Here is a 16,407-nt window from a genome sequence, read left to right on the forward strand (position 1 = left end):
GGGAGGTCCATGGTACGGGGGGTGAGGGGGTTCTCCCCCCATCATGCCAGTTACAAGCAATTCGACCCAAAACCCTTGCCTCGGGTCAAGGCATCGCCATCCCATCCCGGATCGATCACCCGTTCCCCAGCCTGCCGCCCTGGCCGCGATCATGACGGATCTCAAACAACGCCTCAAAACCCATCCGCTCACCGCGCCGCTCTACCGTCGGCTCTACTATCTGTATTACAAATCCCAGGATCTCACCTGGTCCCGCCTGCGCCGCGCCCTCCGTCCCTCCCTGTGGATCAAACGGCTGCGCAACCGCAAACAATCCCTGGATTACCGCTACGGCATCGATACCTCGGGCCGCATCGGCATGCTGGATCTGGAAATCGACTCCCCCAACCGCTACAAGGGGGTCGAGTATCAAGGCACCCACGAAACCCTCTTCAATGCGGTGATGGCGCTGCCCACCATCCCCAAGGAGCACACCGTCTTCATCGATCTGGGAGCCGGCAAGGGACGCGCCCTGCTTCTGGCCTCCTTCCACCCCTTCGCGCGCATCCTCGGCGTGGAGTTCGCCAAACAACTCTGCGACATCGCGGCGGATAACTTCCGCAAATTCCGCGATCCGGCGCAACGCTGCTCCGATCTGGCCATCATCCATCTGGATGTCACCGAGTACCACCTGCCGGATGAGCCGCTGCTGATCTACATGTCCAACCCCTTCAACCGCGAGGTGATGCAGTCGGTCGTGCTCCGCATCGAGGAGCGCATCCAGCGCTCCCCCGCGCCGGTCACCATCGTCTATGGCAATCCCCGCCAGGTCGAGGTGCTCAACGCCTCCCCATGGCTTCTCGAGGTCTCCCGGACCGCCCTCGACGAGGCCTCGGACCCGCGTGTTCCTCAAACGTTCACGGTGCATCGGGGGCGTCGTCCGGGCGCATGAGCCCCCTCCTCCATCTGGCCGGCGCGATCCTTCTGGCCAACCTGCCCCGCGCCCACCCCCGCCCCTACAAGCTGACCTTCGCGGTCACCAACCGCTGCAACGCCCGCTGCCGCCTTTGCAACATCTGGCAAAAGTCCGAACCTGCCCATCCCCTCGCCGCCGCCGAGATCGACCGGTTCCTCACCCGCCATCCCCACTGGTCCTGGATCGATCTGACCGGCGGGGAACCCCTGCTCAGGCCGGACCTGCCGGAGCTGGTCGCCATCATCCTGCGCCGCGTCCCCCGGCTCTATCACCTGCATCTGCCCACCAACGCCGTCTCCCCCGCCCTGACCATCCAACGCATCGGCCAGATCCTGGCCCTGGGTCCGCCGCGCCTGACCATCACGCTGAGCCTCGATGGTCCGCCCGACCGACATGACGCCCTGCGCGGCGTGCCGGGCAACTGGGAAGGGGTGATGGTGGTTTTCGAACATTTCCGCGCCCATCCGGATCCGCGTCTACAACTTTTTTTCGGCTTCACCCTCTCGGATCCCACCACCGGCACGCTCCACGAGACCATGCGCCGGGTCCAGGCCCGGTTTCCCGGCGTCACCGCCCGCCACTGGCACTTGAACCTCGCCCACCATTCGGCCCACTATTACGACAACGCCGCCACCCGACTCTTCACGCCGGAACGGGCCACCGTCCGCCAGGACGAGATCACCGCCTTGCTCAACGCCAAAAAATCCCGACGCTTCATCGATCCGGTCGCCTTTCTGGAGTGCCTTTACCTGAGCCGTGCCGGCGCGTTCCTGCGTGGCCAAACCCACCCCATGCCCTGTCGCGCCCTGGACACCTCGCTTTTCCTGGCCGCGGACGGCACCCTTTACCCATGCAGCATCTGGGATCGTCCCCTCGGGAATCTGCGTGATCACAATGGCAACCTCGCCGCGCTCCTGGCCAGCGCGCCGACCCGCGCCATCCGCGCCGAAATCCGCGCTGCCCGCTGTCCGGGCTGCTGGACCCCGTGCGACGCCTACCCGACCATCCTCAACAACCTCCTGCCCGATCTCTCCGGCACCGCGTGACCATGACTCCCCTCCCCCTCCCCTTCACCATCGTCATCCCGACCCGCGACGAGGCCGAAACCATCGTCGAGATGGTGCGCTGCTGTCTCAAGTACGCCCCCGAGGTGCTGGTGGTTGACTCGCTCTCCACGGACGGCACCCCGACACTGGCCGAACATGCCGGCGCGCGAGTGCTCTCCGTGCCGCTGTTGGGCAAGGGCAACGCCATCCGCGCCGCAATCCCGGCGCTTGCCACCGAGTGGGTCCTGTTCATCGACGCCGACGGCTCCCATGACGTGGCCGACATCCCGAAACTGATCTCCCCGCTCCAGGCGGGTGTGGCCGACCATGTGCAGGCCTCCCGTCTCATGGGCGGCTCGAGCGAACTGCACGGGTCGTTTCAGGAGTTCTGGCGCCTGGCCGGCAGCGCCTTCATCACCGCCTGCATCAACTGGCGGTTCGGGGCCCGCATCAGCGACAGCCAGAACGGCTTTCGCGCCCTGCGGGTGGATGTGTTGAAGGCGTTGGAGCTGCGCGAGGCGATCACCACCATCGAGCAGGAGATGGTGATCAAAACCTTGAGGAGGGGTTACCGGCTTGTCGAGGTGCCCAGTCACGAGCATGCGCGGATCTTCGGAGAGTCGAAGATCCGGCTCTCCAGGGTGTGGTTTCGCTATGGTTATGCCTTGGTGCGGGATCTGTTCGGATAGAAAACAACTGGCATGATGGGAGAACCCCCCCTCACTCCCCGGAGCATGGACCTCCCTTACGGGGGTTGCTCGGTAAAAAGCGGAAACGAAGCTCGCGAAGGCTGCGCGCGGCGCCTTTTTCGCAAAAGAGGCGAAAAAGGCTTCTTTGAGAAGAGCGCGCTCCAGTCAAAAGCAACATTCCAAGGGTCTTGCCCTTGGATCCCACCAGGGGGATACTCCCCCTGGACCCTTGATCATGGAACGACGCATCCCATGATGGGTGCGGTTTCACAGCACACATTTCAATTTCCGCCCCCCGGTGACCGCAAACCCCTGCCGCTCGTAGAAGGCCAACGAACGGTCGAAGGCCGGCAACGGCGGGGTGGTCACCTCCAGCCGGCCCCATCCCCGCTCCCGTCCGAAGATCCGCGCCCGTTCGATCAGTTCCGCCCCGACCCCGTGCGAACGAACGGCGGGGACGACATACAGCTCGGTGATCGTGGCGAACAACCCTTCCGCATACAAGGCATAACTCTCGCACACCGTCACCACCCCGAGCGGCTCCCCGTCCGGAGCGCGTGCGATCCAGATGAAAAGACGCTCGCGGGCGACAGCCTCCACCACCCGCGCCTCGCTCCCCTCCCGGTCGAACCAGAAAGCCCGCTCGCCGTAATGACGCATGATCTCATCCAGCAACTCACCCACCAGCCCGGCCACCGCCGGTGCGTCCGCGTCCGTCGCCCGCTTGATCTCCCACCCTTTCGTCATCTTCCCCGGTCTCCTTCACCTGGCGGGCGTGGTTCCTCCAGCCTCAATAGATCCCGCGCGCATTCAGGAACGCGCTGTACTGACGATCCGCGCTCAGGATATGGCGAATCATCCAACCCGTGAAAAATCCATTGAAATCGATCCCGCGCGGATCCTCATGTTCCAGAATGTGAGCACGATACTCCATGACCTGCTGCTCCAGATGACGGTGATACGCCTTGTGCCGCTCCAGTTCCGGATAACCGTAGCGCTCCATCAACCTCTCTTCGGCAACGAAATGATACTCCGTGTATTTCACCAGGGAGTCGAGGGCCTGTTCCAGGGATTGACGCGCCTCCCCGGAGCGCAGAATGCCGATGATGGCGTTGGCGATCTCGAACAATCGTTTGTGATGGATGTCCATCTCCAGAATCTGAATTTCGAAGGCCGCGTTCCAGTGGAACAAGGTTTTGTCGTTGCTGGCGTGAATCATCCGCGCGGCGCGCTCGTGATACCCCTCGAAAAGCTTCCAGCGCACGATCGGAATGTCCCGCAACCGCGCGGCGGGAATCGCGAAGAGCGCGGTCTCTTCCAGGGTCCGGAAACGAAACAGGCACGGCAGGCCAAACACCGCCATCTCCTCGCCGAAGTGATCGCGCGCTTCCAGAATCTCGACCTGTTCACCCCCCAGGCTGCGTTCCACGCGACCCGAGACGATCAGATTCAGGGCGGTCATCTCCTGACAGGGAATCACATACCCCGCCGGCAGACGGCGCGCCTGCAACCCCTCGGCCACCCGGCTCAACACCGGATCGGGAACGCCTTCGGCAAACAGCGCGCTCGCCTGCAAAAAGGCGCGCATCTCGGCGTTCCTGGCGATGTGGGCGGTGAAGTCGTTGCGCCGCACCAGCTCCAGATACAGAAAAACAGGAATCTCCAACGCCTGGGCGAAACAGGCGGTGCTGTAGGTATAGCGCGCCGCCTTCTCCTCCAGGGCGGGCACCTCGCCGATCATCGTGCCGCTGTAAAGACGGCCCAGATAGTTCTGGCTGGTGCGAATCTTCTCCACCGCGCCGGTCAGGATCAGATAGAGGTTCTTCGGACTCTCCCCCTCCTTGAGCAGGATCATGCCGGGCTTGAAGTGGACGATCGGATTGTTGAGCAGAATGCGCAACTGATGAATCGGAATGTCCGGCAACGCCGACTGGAGAAAGGCGAAGGCGCTGCGCCGCGCGAAATCCGATTGACCGGCGATCAACACATCCATCATGCCGTGCGGGGCGTTCGAACCGATCTCCCGCTCCTCGGGGGTCAACTCACGTGCCAGATGGGCCAACAGGATCCGCTCCGAGGTGTCGTGCTTGAAATCCTTGGCCACGCCGTGGATCATGCCACCGCCGATGTCGAGCTTCTTCAAGGTGGCTGGCGTGAGGTACTCGGCGCGAATCCGCTCGAAACAGGCCCGATCGATCCCCGGACGGCTTGGATCGTCGGTGATCATCCTCTCCAACACCTCCAGGGCCACGATGTCCGCGAAGTGGGCATAGCTGCGATACCCATCCTGCCACAAGGAGCGAAAGATGAAAATCGTGGTCTCGAGCGGATGGGGCGAGTTGATCGGACGCACCTCCAACCCCTCGATGTCGTTCCAGGTCTCCGGCTCCAGGTCGTGGATCTCGAAGAACTCCCCGAACCGCTCCTCCTCGATGGAGAGCAGGGCGGCCAGTTTCTTCTCCACGCTGGCGCGCACCAGCGGCGTGGCGTAATAGTGGATCTTGCGACCCGAGCGCATCAGGGTGGTGATGCCGCAGAAGTGATCGTCATGGGCGTGGGTATGGAAGATCCCCTCGATCTCGTCGATGCCGATCCCCAGGGCCAACAGATTGGCGAACAGATTGGGGCCGGCATCGATCAGATAGATCTTGCCGTGGAACATCAGGATGCTCGACATGCTCGGACGGTTGACGTCCCAGCCATCCCCCTCGCCGGAGTGGACCACCGCGAAATATTCACGCGGCAGCGCCTGGAACCCCAACGGATAGGCCGATTCGTAGCGTTCGCCGGGGGCGAGGTTGAGATCCACCGTCACCCTCTCCCCCGCATACGCGAACTCGTAGACATTGCGCGCCTGACGGCGGATGATCACCCCCTCGCGGATCTCCACCTCCCCATCCCCGACCACGCAGGTGTCGAGCAGGGCATCGGTGGAGCGGATCGCACCAAAAGCAAAGCGCAATTTCAGGCGCATCATTTCGTGGGCCGTGGCCGAATCGACCCCGGTGGCCTCGATCTCCTCTTTCGAAACCAGACCGTAGTTGCCACGGTAGATGTACTGCAACTGGGCGTTGACCTGCTCGGCCAGGCCGATGAGCAGCGGTTTGAGCCCGGTGTTGTTGGGGTGATTGGGAATGATGAGACCCTGCTTGTAGAGCATCTGCAACACCGGGAACTCGCCCAGGTTGGCCAATTCCCCATTCTGGAGCATGTTATCCGAAAGCAGGATGGCATTGGGTCCGGTTTCGCACGGAACCCCCTTTTTCTCCGTGGAGATGATCAGCCCACGCTTCATCAGGTGTTTCACGCTGTCCATCGGGCAGCCGCACAAGATCCGCAATCCGGCGCTGGGAATCTCCACCCAATGAATACCCTTGGCAACAGCGATTTTGATGATTTCCACGCACAAAACTCCTGGTGATCGTGATGGTCAAACCTTTGGATCGCTTCCCGCCGCCCGATGAGTCCCCCTTTGGACGATCTGAGCCGCATCCCGTGTTAACAATCATCAGGCAACCGGCAACTTCTTACAAGTCATTTTTCAAAAAAATTCACAAGACCAAAAAAAACGGCGGGAGCCAGGCTCCCACCGTTCGTTTTGGTTTGATTTCGCATGAAAATGTACATAACGGGGGAAGAAATGCCTCACCCCCCAACCAAGACCCTCCCTTGCGGGTGTTCCTTGGCCGAACTTATTTGCACTTGTTGAAGTCCGGACGATCCCCGGCGCAGAAGTTGGCACCCTTGGGATCCGCGGCACCCGCATCACTAAAGCCGCCGACCAGTGCCTCACCCTTGAATTTGGCCTTGATCACCTTGGACTTGGTGATGTCGGTGCGATCGTTCGGGCAGGCTTTCTTGGCCGCCTCGATACAGGCTTCCTTGGTCGCCGCGGCGTTGTCCTTGTCGCAGGCCTGCTTGCCGTCGCACTTGGCATAGGAGGTGGCCTCCTGACCGGCGCAGGCGGTGCGGTGATAGCTGATCACGCAATCCGCGGCCAGGGCGCTGCCGGCCATGCCGAAAACGACCAGAAACAGAGGCAGGGAGAGGGTTTTTTTCATGAATGGGCTCCTGTCAGAAGGTTGCGTCAATACGGGAGCCCCTATTCTAGTGATCGATCCGTCCGTCGCAAGCCATGTTTTTGCTGTTCTTTTTAGATTAATCAGATCTTAACCGGATCTTGATGTTTCGTTCGTCAATGTGGGCAAACCAGGGGGCGATGAGAAAGGGAACAAGGCTGTGGTAAAGGTCAAAACAGCGGTACGCACAAATTCCGCCCATCAAAAAAGCCGCTTTCGGTGGGGATCACCAACGGCGGCTCGTTCAAGGCACACGCGATCCATGTCGGCGGCTCGTTCAGGGCACACGCGATCCATGTCGGCGGCTCGTTCAAGGCACACGCGATCCATGTCGGCGGCTCGTTCAGGGCAAGCGCGCCCGGTATCGTTCGCCAAAGGCGCGAACGATACCGGGCTGGAAGGCTGGCGCGGGCCTTTTTTCGCTGCGCGAAAAAAGGCTTTTGTAAATCGCGCCTGAAGGGCAAGCGCGCCCGGTATCGTTCGCCAAAGGCGCGAACGATACCGGGCTGGAAGGCTGGCGCGGGCCTTTTTTCGCTGCGCGAAAAAAGGCTTTTGTAAATCGCGCCTGAAAAGCAAAGGAAGAGTCAAAGGCAAAGTCCCGGAGGCTCTGCCTCCAGACCTCCGCCGGGGGCGATGATCGCCCCCGGTCCCCCGCGATGACGGGGGCCGGAGCACACCCTGCCTCAGAAATCCTTCATGGTCAATTTGACACGACCCTGACGGTCGATGTCCAACACCTTGACCTTCACCACATCCCCCTCCTTCAACACGTCCGAAACCTTGGCCACGCGCTGATTGGAAATCTGCGAGATGTGTACCAGACCATCCTTGTTGGGCAGAATGTTGACGAAAGCACCGAAATCGGTGATCCGCACCACCTTGCCCTCGTAGATCGCATCCTTCTCCACATCCGATACGATACCGCGAATGATCCGCTCGGCGGCCTTGGCACTCTCGCCGTTGGCCGAGGAGATCGAAATCGTGCCGTCGTCGCTGATGTCGATCTGGCAGCCGGTCTCCTCGGTAATGCCACGAATCACCTTGCCTCCCGAACCGATCACGTCGCGAATCTTGTCCGGATGAATCTTCATGGTGAAAATGCGCGGCGCGTGGGGCGAGAGTTCGACACGCGGCGCATCGATGCGCTTCTGCATCTCGCCCAGAATGTGCAAACGACCCTCGCGGGCCTGACGCAACGCCACCGCCATGATCTCGCGGGTGATGCCGGTGATCTTGATGTCCATCTGCAACGCGGTGATTCCCTGGGCGTTGCCGGTCACCTTGAAGTCCATGTCGCCGAAATGGTCCTCATCGCCGAGAATGTCGGAAAGAATGGCGAACCGCTCCCCTTCCTTCACCAGACCCATGGCGATGCCCGCCACCATCGACTTCACCGGCACGCCGGCATCCAGCATGGCCAACACCGAACCGCACACCGTGGCCATGGACGAAGAGCCGTTGGACTCGGTGATCTCGGAGGTGACCCGCAGGGTGTAAGGGAAAGCCTCCAGCTCGGGCAGAATGGCCGCCAACGCACGGGCAGCCAGCTTGCCGTGTCCGATCTCACGCCGTCCCGGCGCACCCAGACGACCGGTCTCGCCGACGCAGTAGGGAGGGAAGGTGTAGTTGAGATAGAACCGCTCGCGGCTCTCGCCATGCAGACTCTCGACGATCTGCTCGTCACGCTTGGAGCCAAGGGTCACGGTGGCCAGGGCCTGGGTCTCGCCACGGGTGAAAAGGGCCGAACCATGCACACGCGGCAACACACCCACCTGACAGTCGATCGGACGGATCTGGGTGAGCGTGCGCCCGTCGATGCGGGTGCCGCCCGACAGGATCCGCTCGCGGATCACCTCGGACTCCAGATGCTTGCAGACCATCTTCACCTCGGCGGCGCGCGCCTTGTCGCCCTCGCCCAGGGCCTCGGCAGCCTCCACCTTCAGCGCGGCCACGCTCTTCTGACGCTCCATCTTGTCCGCGATCTCGTATACCGCACGCATCCGGTCGCCAAAACCGGAACGCAAGGCCGCAAACAGGCCATCCTCGTTCTTGTCGATCGGAGGGAGTTCCATGCGCGGCTTGCCGCACGCGGCGGACAACTCGCGGATCAGACCAAGCACCGGCTGATACCCCTCGAAGCCGAACATCACCGCGCCGAGCATCTCATCCTCGGTGAGAAAATTGGCTTCGGACTCCACCATGGTCACCGCGTCGCCGGTACCGGCCACCACCAGATCCAGGGTCGATTCGGCCATCTGTTCGGTGGTGGGGTTGAGCACGTATTGACCGTTCACATAGGCCACCCGCGCACCACCCATCGGACCCTCGAAAGGAAACCCGGAGATCGCCAGGGCCGCCGAGGCGCCGATCATGGCCGGAATGTCGGCGCTGTTCACGCCGTCGAACGACAGCACCGTGGCCACCACCTGGGTATCCAGGGTGAAATTCTTGGGGAACAGGGGACGCAGCGGACGATCGATCAGACGCGAGGTCAGGGTTTCGCGATCCGAAGGGCGGGTTTCGCGCTTGATGAAACCACCGGGAATGCGACCCGCAGCCCAGTGCTTCTCCTGATAGTGAACCCCAAGGGGGAGGAAATCGATGCCAGGACGCGGCTCCTTTTCGGCGGTCACGGCCACCAGAACCATGGTCTCGCCGTAGGTGACCAGCACCGCGCCGTCGGCCTGACGGGCGATGCGACCGGTCTCCAGGGTGATCACCTCCGGGCCGAATTGTACGCTTTTCTTGAAAATATTGAACATGATTGATTGGTTATCCATCGGTAGGGGTGAAATCCACCGGACGCGGGAACGCGTCCGGTGGTATGGGTGGCGAGGCAACCGGCCAGAGGCGCCCGGATTCTCCTTGGGAGCGCACACGCCGGAGCCACGCGATTGACCGGGGCTCGCCTCGCGGGCATCCCTCGGCAAGGGGGTGATGGGGATGTTCCCCCCTCATGCTACCATGGAACTCCCGCCAGGGGGGAGGTCCACGGTCGGAGGATAAGGGGGGCTTCCCCCCATCATGTTAAAGCTACTTGCGCAGATTCAGCCGTTTGATCAACGTCAGATAGCGCTCGTTGCTTTGCCCCTTCACATAGGTCAGCAGACGACGACGCAACCCCACCATTTTCAACAGACCCCGCCGGGAGTGATGATCCTTGATGTTGCCGCGCAGATGCTCGGTCAGATTGTTGATCCGCTCGGTCAGCAGGGCGACCTGCACTTCCGGCGAACCGGTATCCCCCTCCTTGGTGGCATACTCCAAGATCAGGGCCTGCTTGCGTTCCTGGGTGATCGACATCGGTGAACTCCTTCCTTGATGTGAAATGAAAAAAAATGGCTGGTGGCTCTCATGTCAGGTTGAACAGTCGTTTGGGCGTGCACGATCGCCGGCCCGAGGGATCGCTCCCCGAACCCAGCGTGCCGATGGCACCAAAGTGTCCCTCGGGCGAAAGCAGGCGAACCGTTCCCGGTTCCACCCCATCCGCATCGATCCACGCCGCCTGACCGCTCAAGACACGGCTCCAGGCCTCCAACCGCAGTCGCAACGCCGGGATGTCGTCCAGCGCCCGATCCACGGGTAACAGCACCTCATTCAAACGTCCCTCGGCGACCGCCCTGGTCAGCTCATCGAGCGTCAGGCAATCGGCGAGATCAAAACCCAGCGTCCGGGTACGCAGCAATCGTTCCAGGTGGGCCAGACAGCCCCACTCCCGACCCAGATCCCGGGCCAGGGCGCGCATGTAGGTCCCCTTGCCGCAGCGCACGTCCAGGATGATCGAGCCATCCCCGGCGTACTCCACCAGCTCCACCGCGTGAAACACCACCCGGCGTGCCGGCAGTTCCACCGTTTCGCCGCGTCGCGCCCGATCGTAGGCCCGTTCCCCATCCACATGGATGGCCGAATAGGCCGGTGGGATCTGATCCATCTCCCCCTGGTAGCGGGCGATGGTTTCGAGGACCGTCGCCCGATCCGGGAAGTTCGTGTTTCCGGGAATGAACTGGCCGGTCGGATCCCCGGTATCGGTTTCGGACCCCAGCCGCACCCAGCAGCGATAGGCCTTGTCGCCATCGAGCACCGAGGCCAGGGTTTTGGTCGCCTCGCCGAGGGCAATGGGCAGAACCCCTTCCGAAAAGGGGTCCAACGTCCCCCCATGTCCGGCCCGGCCCGCCCGGATGATGCGTTTGACCCGCTCCACCACCCGCGTGGAGGCCATGCCCACCTCCTTGTGGATCGCCACCCAGCCGTGTGGGCCGGCACTCCTTGAACGCTTTCCCTGCCCCATCGATCATGCCTCCGCCTGGGCGTCTCCCTCGCCCGGCTTTTCCTCTGGAATATGAATACTTTTCAGCAACCGTTCCATCGCGTCGGCGCGGTTGAGCGACTGATCCGGCTGGAAACGCAGCTCGGGCGCCAGTCGCAAACCCAGGGCCTTGGCCACCCGTGCGCGCATGAACCCCGAGGCCCGCTGCAACGCGGACATCACCTCGCCGACCTCCTGTCCCATCACCGTGAAGTAAACCACCGCATAGTGCAGATCGCGGCTCAGCTCCACATCGGTGATCGAGATCATGCTCAGCGCCAGACCCGGATCATGCACCTCGCCCCGTTGCAGCATGGCGGCCAGCTCCTTGCGGATCTGTCCCCGTACCCGATCCACCCGCACACTCACGTCACGATCTCCAGTCGATAATCGATCATCACCGTTTCGCCATCATCTTCGATGAAATGGGCCACCTTCTGCAAGCGACTCTGCACCGTCGCCGTTTCATTGCCCACCGCAGCGAACCCCAATCCGGCCCCATCCCAGCGGTCCAGTTCGTCCACCTCGGCGCAGGCCACCCCGAAGCGGTGGCGGATACGCTCCAGAAGGCTCTTGACGATGCCACGTTTCTCTTTCAGGGAACGCACGCCGGGCAGCTCCAGCCGCACTTCGAGAACGCCGACCCGCATCATGGGCAGGCTCCGTGAAAGGGATGCATCCACCCCTCGCCGGTCCCAAGCAAAAACCATGGATTCAACATGCGGAACGCATCACCTTCCCAACCCCGGCGGGGGTGTCTGCGTCAGGGGGGCACTCAGGGGGAACGACGGGCTGACCGACGCCAACGCGGGTTGCAAAAACTTCATCACCGCGAACATGGCACCGGAGATCGGGGCGGTCCGGGCCGCGAACATCCCAGCCAGCCATCGGATGGTTTCGGACTTGACGACCTCGATCTCCCGTTGCAATCCAACGCGCATGGTCTCGATCTCCCGTTGCAATCCAACGCGCATGATCTCGATCTCCCGTTGCAATCCAACGCGCATGGTCTCGATCCTGGCCTCCAGCTCCTTGATGTCGCGTTTCGGATCGGCTTGAACGGTCTCGATCCTGGCATCCAGGGACTGATATCCCGCTGCAACTCCAGCACATGCGTGTCCATCTGAAAGATGTCCGCCCTGGTGGAAAGCGGATGGCTGAGAATATCGGTCAGCAGCGCCACCTGGGTTTCCGCCTGCTCCTCGGTGAAGCCGGAACCATCTGCTTGACGAATTCGTGGGTATCCAAAGTGGCGACAAGACCGGACATGGCGACGCACTCCCCACAGAGGACGATCTTCCCGAATACTCTAGCCGATTCAGGCCGATTCCGTCCACCCAATCCGTATGGAGACGCGCGGGAGTTCCGCTGTTGCAAAAAAAAACCAGCGCTCAGGCAATCGAAGCCACGATCTCATGCACGCCGCATCACGACCTTTCATACACCCCGCATCACCCGATGGTCGCCTTGACCTCCTCGCGACTGAACGCCTCCAACAGATCCCCTGTCTTCAGATCCGTGAACTTGTCCAGACTGATGCCACACTCCGTCCCTTCACGCACCTCGCGCACATCATCCTTGAAACGTTTCAAGGCGTGAATGGTCCCGACATACACGATCACTTCGTCACGCAACAAACGGATGTAATTGCTCTTCTGGATCAATCCATCCAGCACCATGCAACCGGCCACCAAACCCACCTTGGTGATGCGGAACACCTCGCGCACCTCGGCGCGTCCCAACGTCACCTCCTTGAGAATCGGCGACAACTTCCCTTCCATGGCGCTGGTGATGTCGTCCACCAGATCGTAAATCACCGAATAGAACCGCATGTCCGCCTGCTCGCGCTTGGCCAGCTCGCGCGCCTTGGCATCGGCCCGCACGTTGAAACCCACCACCAACGCATGCGAGGCCACCGCCAACATCACGTCCGACTCGGTGATGCCACCCACGGCGGTGTGGATGATGTTGACACGGATCTTCTCGTGAGTGATCTTGAGCAGCGCATCGGACACGGCCTCGAGAGAACCCTGCACGTCGGCCTTGATCACCACCTTCACCTCTTCCATCTCGCCCTGCTTGATCTGATCGAACAGATCGTCGAGCTTGGTGGTGGGGATCTGCTTGGCCAGCTCCAGCTCCTTGTTCTTGCGCATGCGGAACGCCGCGATCTCCTTGGCGCGCCGCTCGTCCGGAACGGTGATCAGATCATCCCCCGCCGACGGCACGCCCGACAGACCGATCACCTCCACCGGGGTGGCCGGCGGGGCCTCGGTGACGGATTGCCCCTTGTCGTTGAGCAGACCGCGAATCTTGCCCCACTCCGCACCAACCACGAAGATATCGCCAACCCGCAACACGCCGTTGGCCACCAGACAGGTCGCCACCGCGCCACGCCCCTTGTCGAGCTTGGCCTCGATGATGAACCCGCGGGCCTTCTTGCCGAAATTGGCGCGCAGGTTGAGGACCTCGGCCTGGAGCAGGATCATCTCCTTCAAGCTCTCGATGCCGATTCCGGCCTTGGCCGACACTTGCAGATAGATCGTCTCTCCACCCCACGCCTCGGGAATCAGACCCTGATCGGAGAGCTGCTGCATCACCCGGTCCGGATTGGCGTTCGGACGGTCGATCTTGTTGATGGCCACGATGATCGGCACTTTGGCCGCCTTGGCGTGGTTGAGGGCCTCCACGGTCTGGGGCATCACACCGTCATCGGCGGCCACCACCAGCACCACGATGTCGGTCACCTTGGCACCACGGGCACGCATGGCCGTGAAGGCCGCATGACCCGGCGTATCCAGGAAGGTGATCATCGCCCCATTCTCCATCAACACCTGATAGGCGCCGATGTGCTGGGTGATGCCACCGAACTCCCGTGCCGCGACATCGGTTTTGCGGATGGCGTCCAGAAGCGAGGTCTTGCCATGATCGACATGACCCATGATGGTCACCACCGGGGCACGGATGGTGAGATCCTTGTCCAGATCGTTGCTGTCGGCCAGCTCGGCCTCGATGGCCGCGCCCTCGGAGATGGTCTTTGGACGGTGCCCCAGCTCCTCCACCACCAACACGGCGGTATCCTGGTCGAGCACCTGGTTGATGGTCACCATCATCCCCTGGGCCATGAGCCGCTTGATCACCTCGGAGGACTTGATCGCCATGCGGCTGGCCAGCTCGCCCACCGTGATCACCTCGGGGATGATCACGTCGCGCAGCACCGGCTGCGGAGCCGGCATGTCGAAACGACCCACGGCACCGCGACGCGCCATCGGCTTGACCCCCATGGGAGGGGTCTTGCCACGCATGGGGAGTTGCTTTTCCTGCGGCAGGTTCGGAACCGTGACCTTCTTGCCACCCTTGCGCTTGCCCTTGCTCTTGAGGGTCTCGCGGGAGGCGCTATCGCCACTGCCACTGCCATCGCCATTGCCACTGGAGGTGTCGGCCTCGACCGCGCGCCGCTCGTCGATAAGCCGCTTCTGCTCGCGCAACTCGTTGAGCTGCGTGAGCCGCTTGGCCACCAGCAATTCGGTCTTTTTGCGCGCCAGATCCTCCCGTTGGGCTCGGGTCAGATTGCGATTCTCCTCACGGGGCGGCACCAGCGACTTGGGCTCCTCGGCCACCATCTCCTCGGCGGGGTCGGAAACCAGGGGCGTGGCCGGCGTGGCCGGCGTGGCCGGACGCGGGGCCGTGGAACGGACCAACGTTTCGCGGGTGGCGGCGCGGGGAGCGGGCGGGGTGGCGGCCACATCCGGCTTGGTCGCGGCGGGCTCGCGGGGCCGGACGGCCTCGATGCGCACCGTGGCGGCAAGGCCCGATGGCCTGGTTTCGGATTTGGGTTTGTCCGCGGCGGGCTTGACCACCAGACGAGGCTCGGCAACCGCTTCGGGCTCTGGTTTCACCGGCTCGGGGGTCGGCGCAGGGGTCGGCTCGGGGGTCGGTTCGACGACCGGCGCGGCAACCGCCGCAGCAGCCTGCCGCTCGGCCTCCAGACGACGCTCGGCCTCCTCGCGCTCACGGGCGCGTCGCTCGGCCTCTTGTCGTTCGGCCTCCAGACGGCGCCGTTCGGCCTCCAGACGTTCCTGTTCCGCCTGTTCGCGCGCCAACCGTTCCTGTTCCTGCTTCTCCTGGAACGACTGCCGTTCCGCCGGGGTCATCGGCGTCAGGATCTGATGCTTGCGGTCCTTGCCCGGATCCGTCGCGGAGGCGCTCGAAGAGGAGGCCGCGCCCATGCGCGCATTCTCCTTGAGTTGCGCCTCCTCGCGCACCACATCCAGGCCATCGACCTCATCGCCCGAACCCTTGACGAAGGTGCGCTTCTTGCGAACCTCCACCACCACGCTCTTGCTGCGGCCATGGGAGAAGTTCTGCTTGATGGAGCCCCCTTCCACCGTCTTGCGCAGCACAATGCGGCGCGGGGCCTTCAAGGTCAACCGCGAACCCTCGCCATCGCCATCGTTGTCATTCAAGTCGCTCAACCGAACCTTCTCCACCAGTGCGATGCCCATCGGCATCGTCGTTTAAACGTCTCAACCCGGCCACTTCGCGCGCCTTGCCGTGCCGGGGGAAACAACCCCAAACCCACCCCATCATCCCGCATCCACGCGCGTAAAACTCCACCATCGAGCGGCATCGGCACGAATCCGCGCACCAACACCCGCATGCAACACCGCGATCACCACCACCGTGCGACCGGACCACAAGGTCCCCAATCGTTCGGTCCCCGGAACCCGGACGATCTCGACCCCCCCGTGCGGAGCACCCAACGGTTCCAGCCGTTCGCGCAGACCCACGGCATCCTCGGCCATGAGGATCAACGGACGGGCCCCGCGCCGGATCCACTCCTCGCACTCGCGCAGTCCCACCCGACACCCGCCGGTGCGCCGCGCCAGTCCGATGCCGTCCAACAAACGCCGCTCCAGGGCACCGGCCAGACGCATCAGCACGGCATCCACCTCGTCGCGACCCATTTTATGCCGGGTCATGAGCGCCGTCACCCGTTTTCGATCCGGCAGCACATGAATGCCGCGTCCAGGCAGGGAGGAGGACACATCCTCGACCAGACGACCGCCCGGATCGATGACAAAGCGCAACAACTGCTCCTTGGGACGCCGGTTGCGGCTGATCGCGCAACGCCGCCAGGGGGAGTCGCGCTCCTCCCGACCGATCGGTCGCGCACCCGTCACGCCTTCGCCGACCCCACCGGCCTCCGTCGCCTCCACGCGTGGCGTTCCGACGTTCGGAGCCTCGCGACCGTTCCCGGCCCGCGACACTTCGGCCCGACCGTTCCCGGCCCGCGACACTTCGGCCCGACCGTTCCCGGCCCGCGACACTT

General features: G+C 62.9%; 15 protein-coding genes. 4 read left to right on the top strand and 11 right to left on the bottom strand.

What is annotated here, in order from left to right; all coding sequences use genetic code 11:
* Nucleotides 1-151: 151 nt before the first annotated feature.
* The 3 genes from ACV4UY_RS14455 to ACV4UY_RS14465 are packed head-to-tail and all read left to right on the top strand — an operon-like array spanning nucleotide 152 to nucleotide 2,690.
* On the top strand, nucleotides 152-931 hold the full coding sequence (locus tag ACV4UY_RS14455) for a hypothetical protein (RefSeq protein WP_491608284.1): 780 nt from the start codon (nucleotides 152-154) through the stop codon (nucleotides 929-931).
* Nucleotides 928-2,001, top strand: coding sequence for a radical SAM protein (locus ACV4UY_RS14460; RefSeq protein WP_491608285.1), 1,074 nt, complete (start codon nucleotides 928-930; stop codon nucleotides 1,999-2,001). The genes ACV4UY_RS14455 and ACV4UY_RS14460 overlap by 4 nt, the downstream gene beginning before the upstream one ends.
* A gap of 2 nt (nucleotides 2,002-2,003) precedes the next feature.
* The gene (locus ACV4UY_RS14465) at nucleotides 2,004-2,690 is read left to right on the top strand and encodes a glycosyltransferase family 2 protein (RefSeq protein WP_491608305.1); all 687 of its coding nucleotides are present in this window, start codon (nucleotides 2,004-2,006) and stop codon (nucleotides 2,688-2,690) included.
* Nucleotides 2,691-2,957: 267 nt separating this feature from the next.
* Here the strand turns inward: ACV4UY_RS14465 and ACV4UY_RS14470 are convergent, their stop codons facing one another.
* The 3 genes from ACV4UY_RS14470 to ACV4UY_RS14480 form a co-directional block, all read right to left on the bottom strand.
* Nucleotides 2,958-3,437 carry a GNAT family N-acetyltransferase gene (locus tag ACV4UY_RS14470; protein WP_491608286.1) on the bottom strand — a complete coding sequence of 160 codons (480 nt, stop codon included), beginning with the start codon at nucleotides 3,435-3,437 and terminating at the stop codon, nucleotides 2,958-2,960.
* 43 nt (nucleotides 3,438-3,480) lie between these two features.
* Nucleotides 3,481-6,093 (bottom strand): bacteriohemerythrin, encoded by a 2,613-nt coding sequence (locus ACV4UY_RS14475; RefSeq protein ID WP_491608287.1) that lies wholly within the window; start codon nucleotides 6,091-6,093, stop codon nucleotides 3,481-3,483.
* A gap of 289 nt (nucleotides 6,094-6,382) precedes the next feature.
* Nucleotides 6,383-6,751 (bottom strand): hypothetical protein, encoded by a 369-nt coding sequence (locus ACV4UY_RS14480; RefSeq protein ID WP_491608288.1) that lies wholly within the window; start codon nucleotides 6,749-6,751, stop codon nucleotides 6,383-6,385.
* 237 nt (nucleotides 6,752-6,988) lie between these two features.
* Between ACV4UY_RS14480 and ACV4UY_RS14485 the strand changes: the two genes are divergently transcribed.
* The gene (locus tag ACV4UY_RS14485) at nucleotides 6,989-7,327 is read left to right on the top strand and encodes a hypothetical protein (RefSeq protein WP_491608289.1); all 339 of its coding nucleotides are present in this window, start codon (nucleotides 6,989-6,991) and stop codon (nucleotides 7,325-7,327) included.
* Nucleotides 7,328-7,452: 125 nt separating this feature from the next.
* Here the strand turns inward: ACV4UY_RS14485 and pnp are convergent, their stop codons facing one another.
* From pnp to ACV4UY_RS14525, 8 genes are all read right to left on the bottom strand, one after another.
* Nucleotides 7,453-9,531 (bottom strand): polyribonucleotide nucleotidyltransferase, encoded by a 2,079-nt coding sequence (gene pnp / locus ACV4UY_RS14490; RefSeq protein ID WP_491608290.1) that lies wholly within the window; start codon nucleotides 9,529-9,531, stop codon nucleotides 7,453-7,455.
* A 271-nt stretch (nucleotides 9,532-9,802) separates the two neighbouring features.
* Nucleotides 9,803-10,072 (bottom strand): 30S ribosomal protein S15, encoded by a 270-nt coding sequence (gene rpsO, locus ACV4UY_RS14495; RefSeq protein ID WP_420903489.1) that lies wholly within the window; start codon nucleotides 10,070-10,072, stop codon nucleotides 9,803-9,805.
* Nucleotides 10,073-10,121: 49 nt separating this feature from the next.
* On the bottom strand, nucleotides 10,122-11,057 hold the full coding sequence (truB, locus tag ACV4UY_RS14500) for a tRNA pseudouridine(55) synthase TruB (RefSeq protein WP_491608291.1): 936 nt from the start codon (nucleotides 11,055-11,057) through the stop codon (nucleotides 10,122-10,124).
* 3 nt (nucleotides 11,058-11,060) lie between these two features.
* Nucleotides 11,061-11,444 carry a 30S ribosome-binding factor RbfA gene (rbfA, locus tag ACV4UY_RS14505; protein WP_491608292.1) on the bottom strand — a complete coding sequence of 128 codons (384 nt, stop codon included), beginning with the start codon at nucleotides 11,442-11,444 and terminating at the stop codon, nucleotides 11,061-11,063.
* Nucleotides 11,441-11,728: a DUF503 domain-containing protein gene (locus tag ACV4UY_RS14510; RefSeq protein ID WP_491608293.1), complete on the bottom strand. Its 288-nt coding sequence runs from the start codon at nucleotides 11,726-11,728 to the stop codon at nucleotides 11,441-11,443. The genes rbfA and ACV4UY_RS14510 overlap by 4 nt, the downstream gene beginning before the upstream one ends.
* A gap of 78 nt (nucleotides 11,729-11,806) precedes the next feature.
* Nucleotides 11,807-12,082: a hypothetical protein gene (locus ACV4UY_RS14515; protein ID WP_491608294.1), complete on the bottom strand. Its 276-nt coding sequence runs from the start codon at nucleotides 12,080-12,082 to the stop codon at nucleotides 11,807-11,809.
* Between the two features lie 444 nt (nucleotides 12,083-12,526).
* A complete protein-coding gene (gene infB, locus ACV4UY_RS14520; RefSeq protein WP_491608295.1) occupies nucleotides 12,527-15,580 on the bottom strand; it encodes a translation initiation factor IF-2 in 3,054 nt (1,017 codons plus the stop codon).
* 81 nt (nucleotides 15,581-15,661) lie between these two features.
* Nucleotides 15,662-16,407, bottom strand: a 746-nt coding sequence (locus ACV4UY_RS14525; protein WP_491608296.1) for a DUF448 domain-containing protein, incomplete at its 5' end; no start/stop codon positions are given.

The organism is Candidatus Magnetaquiglobus sp. (assembly GCF_058402785.1).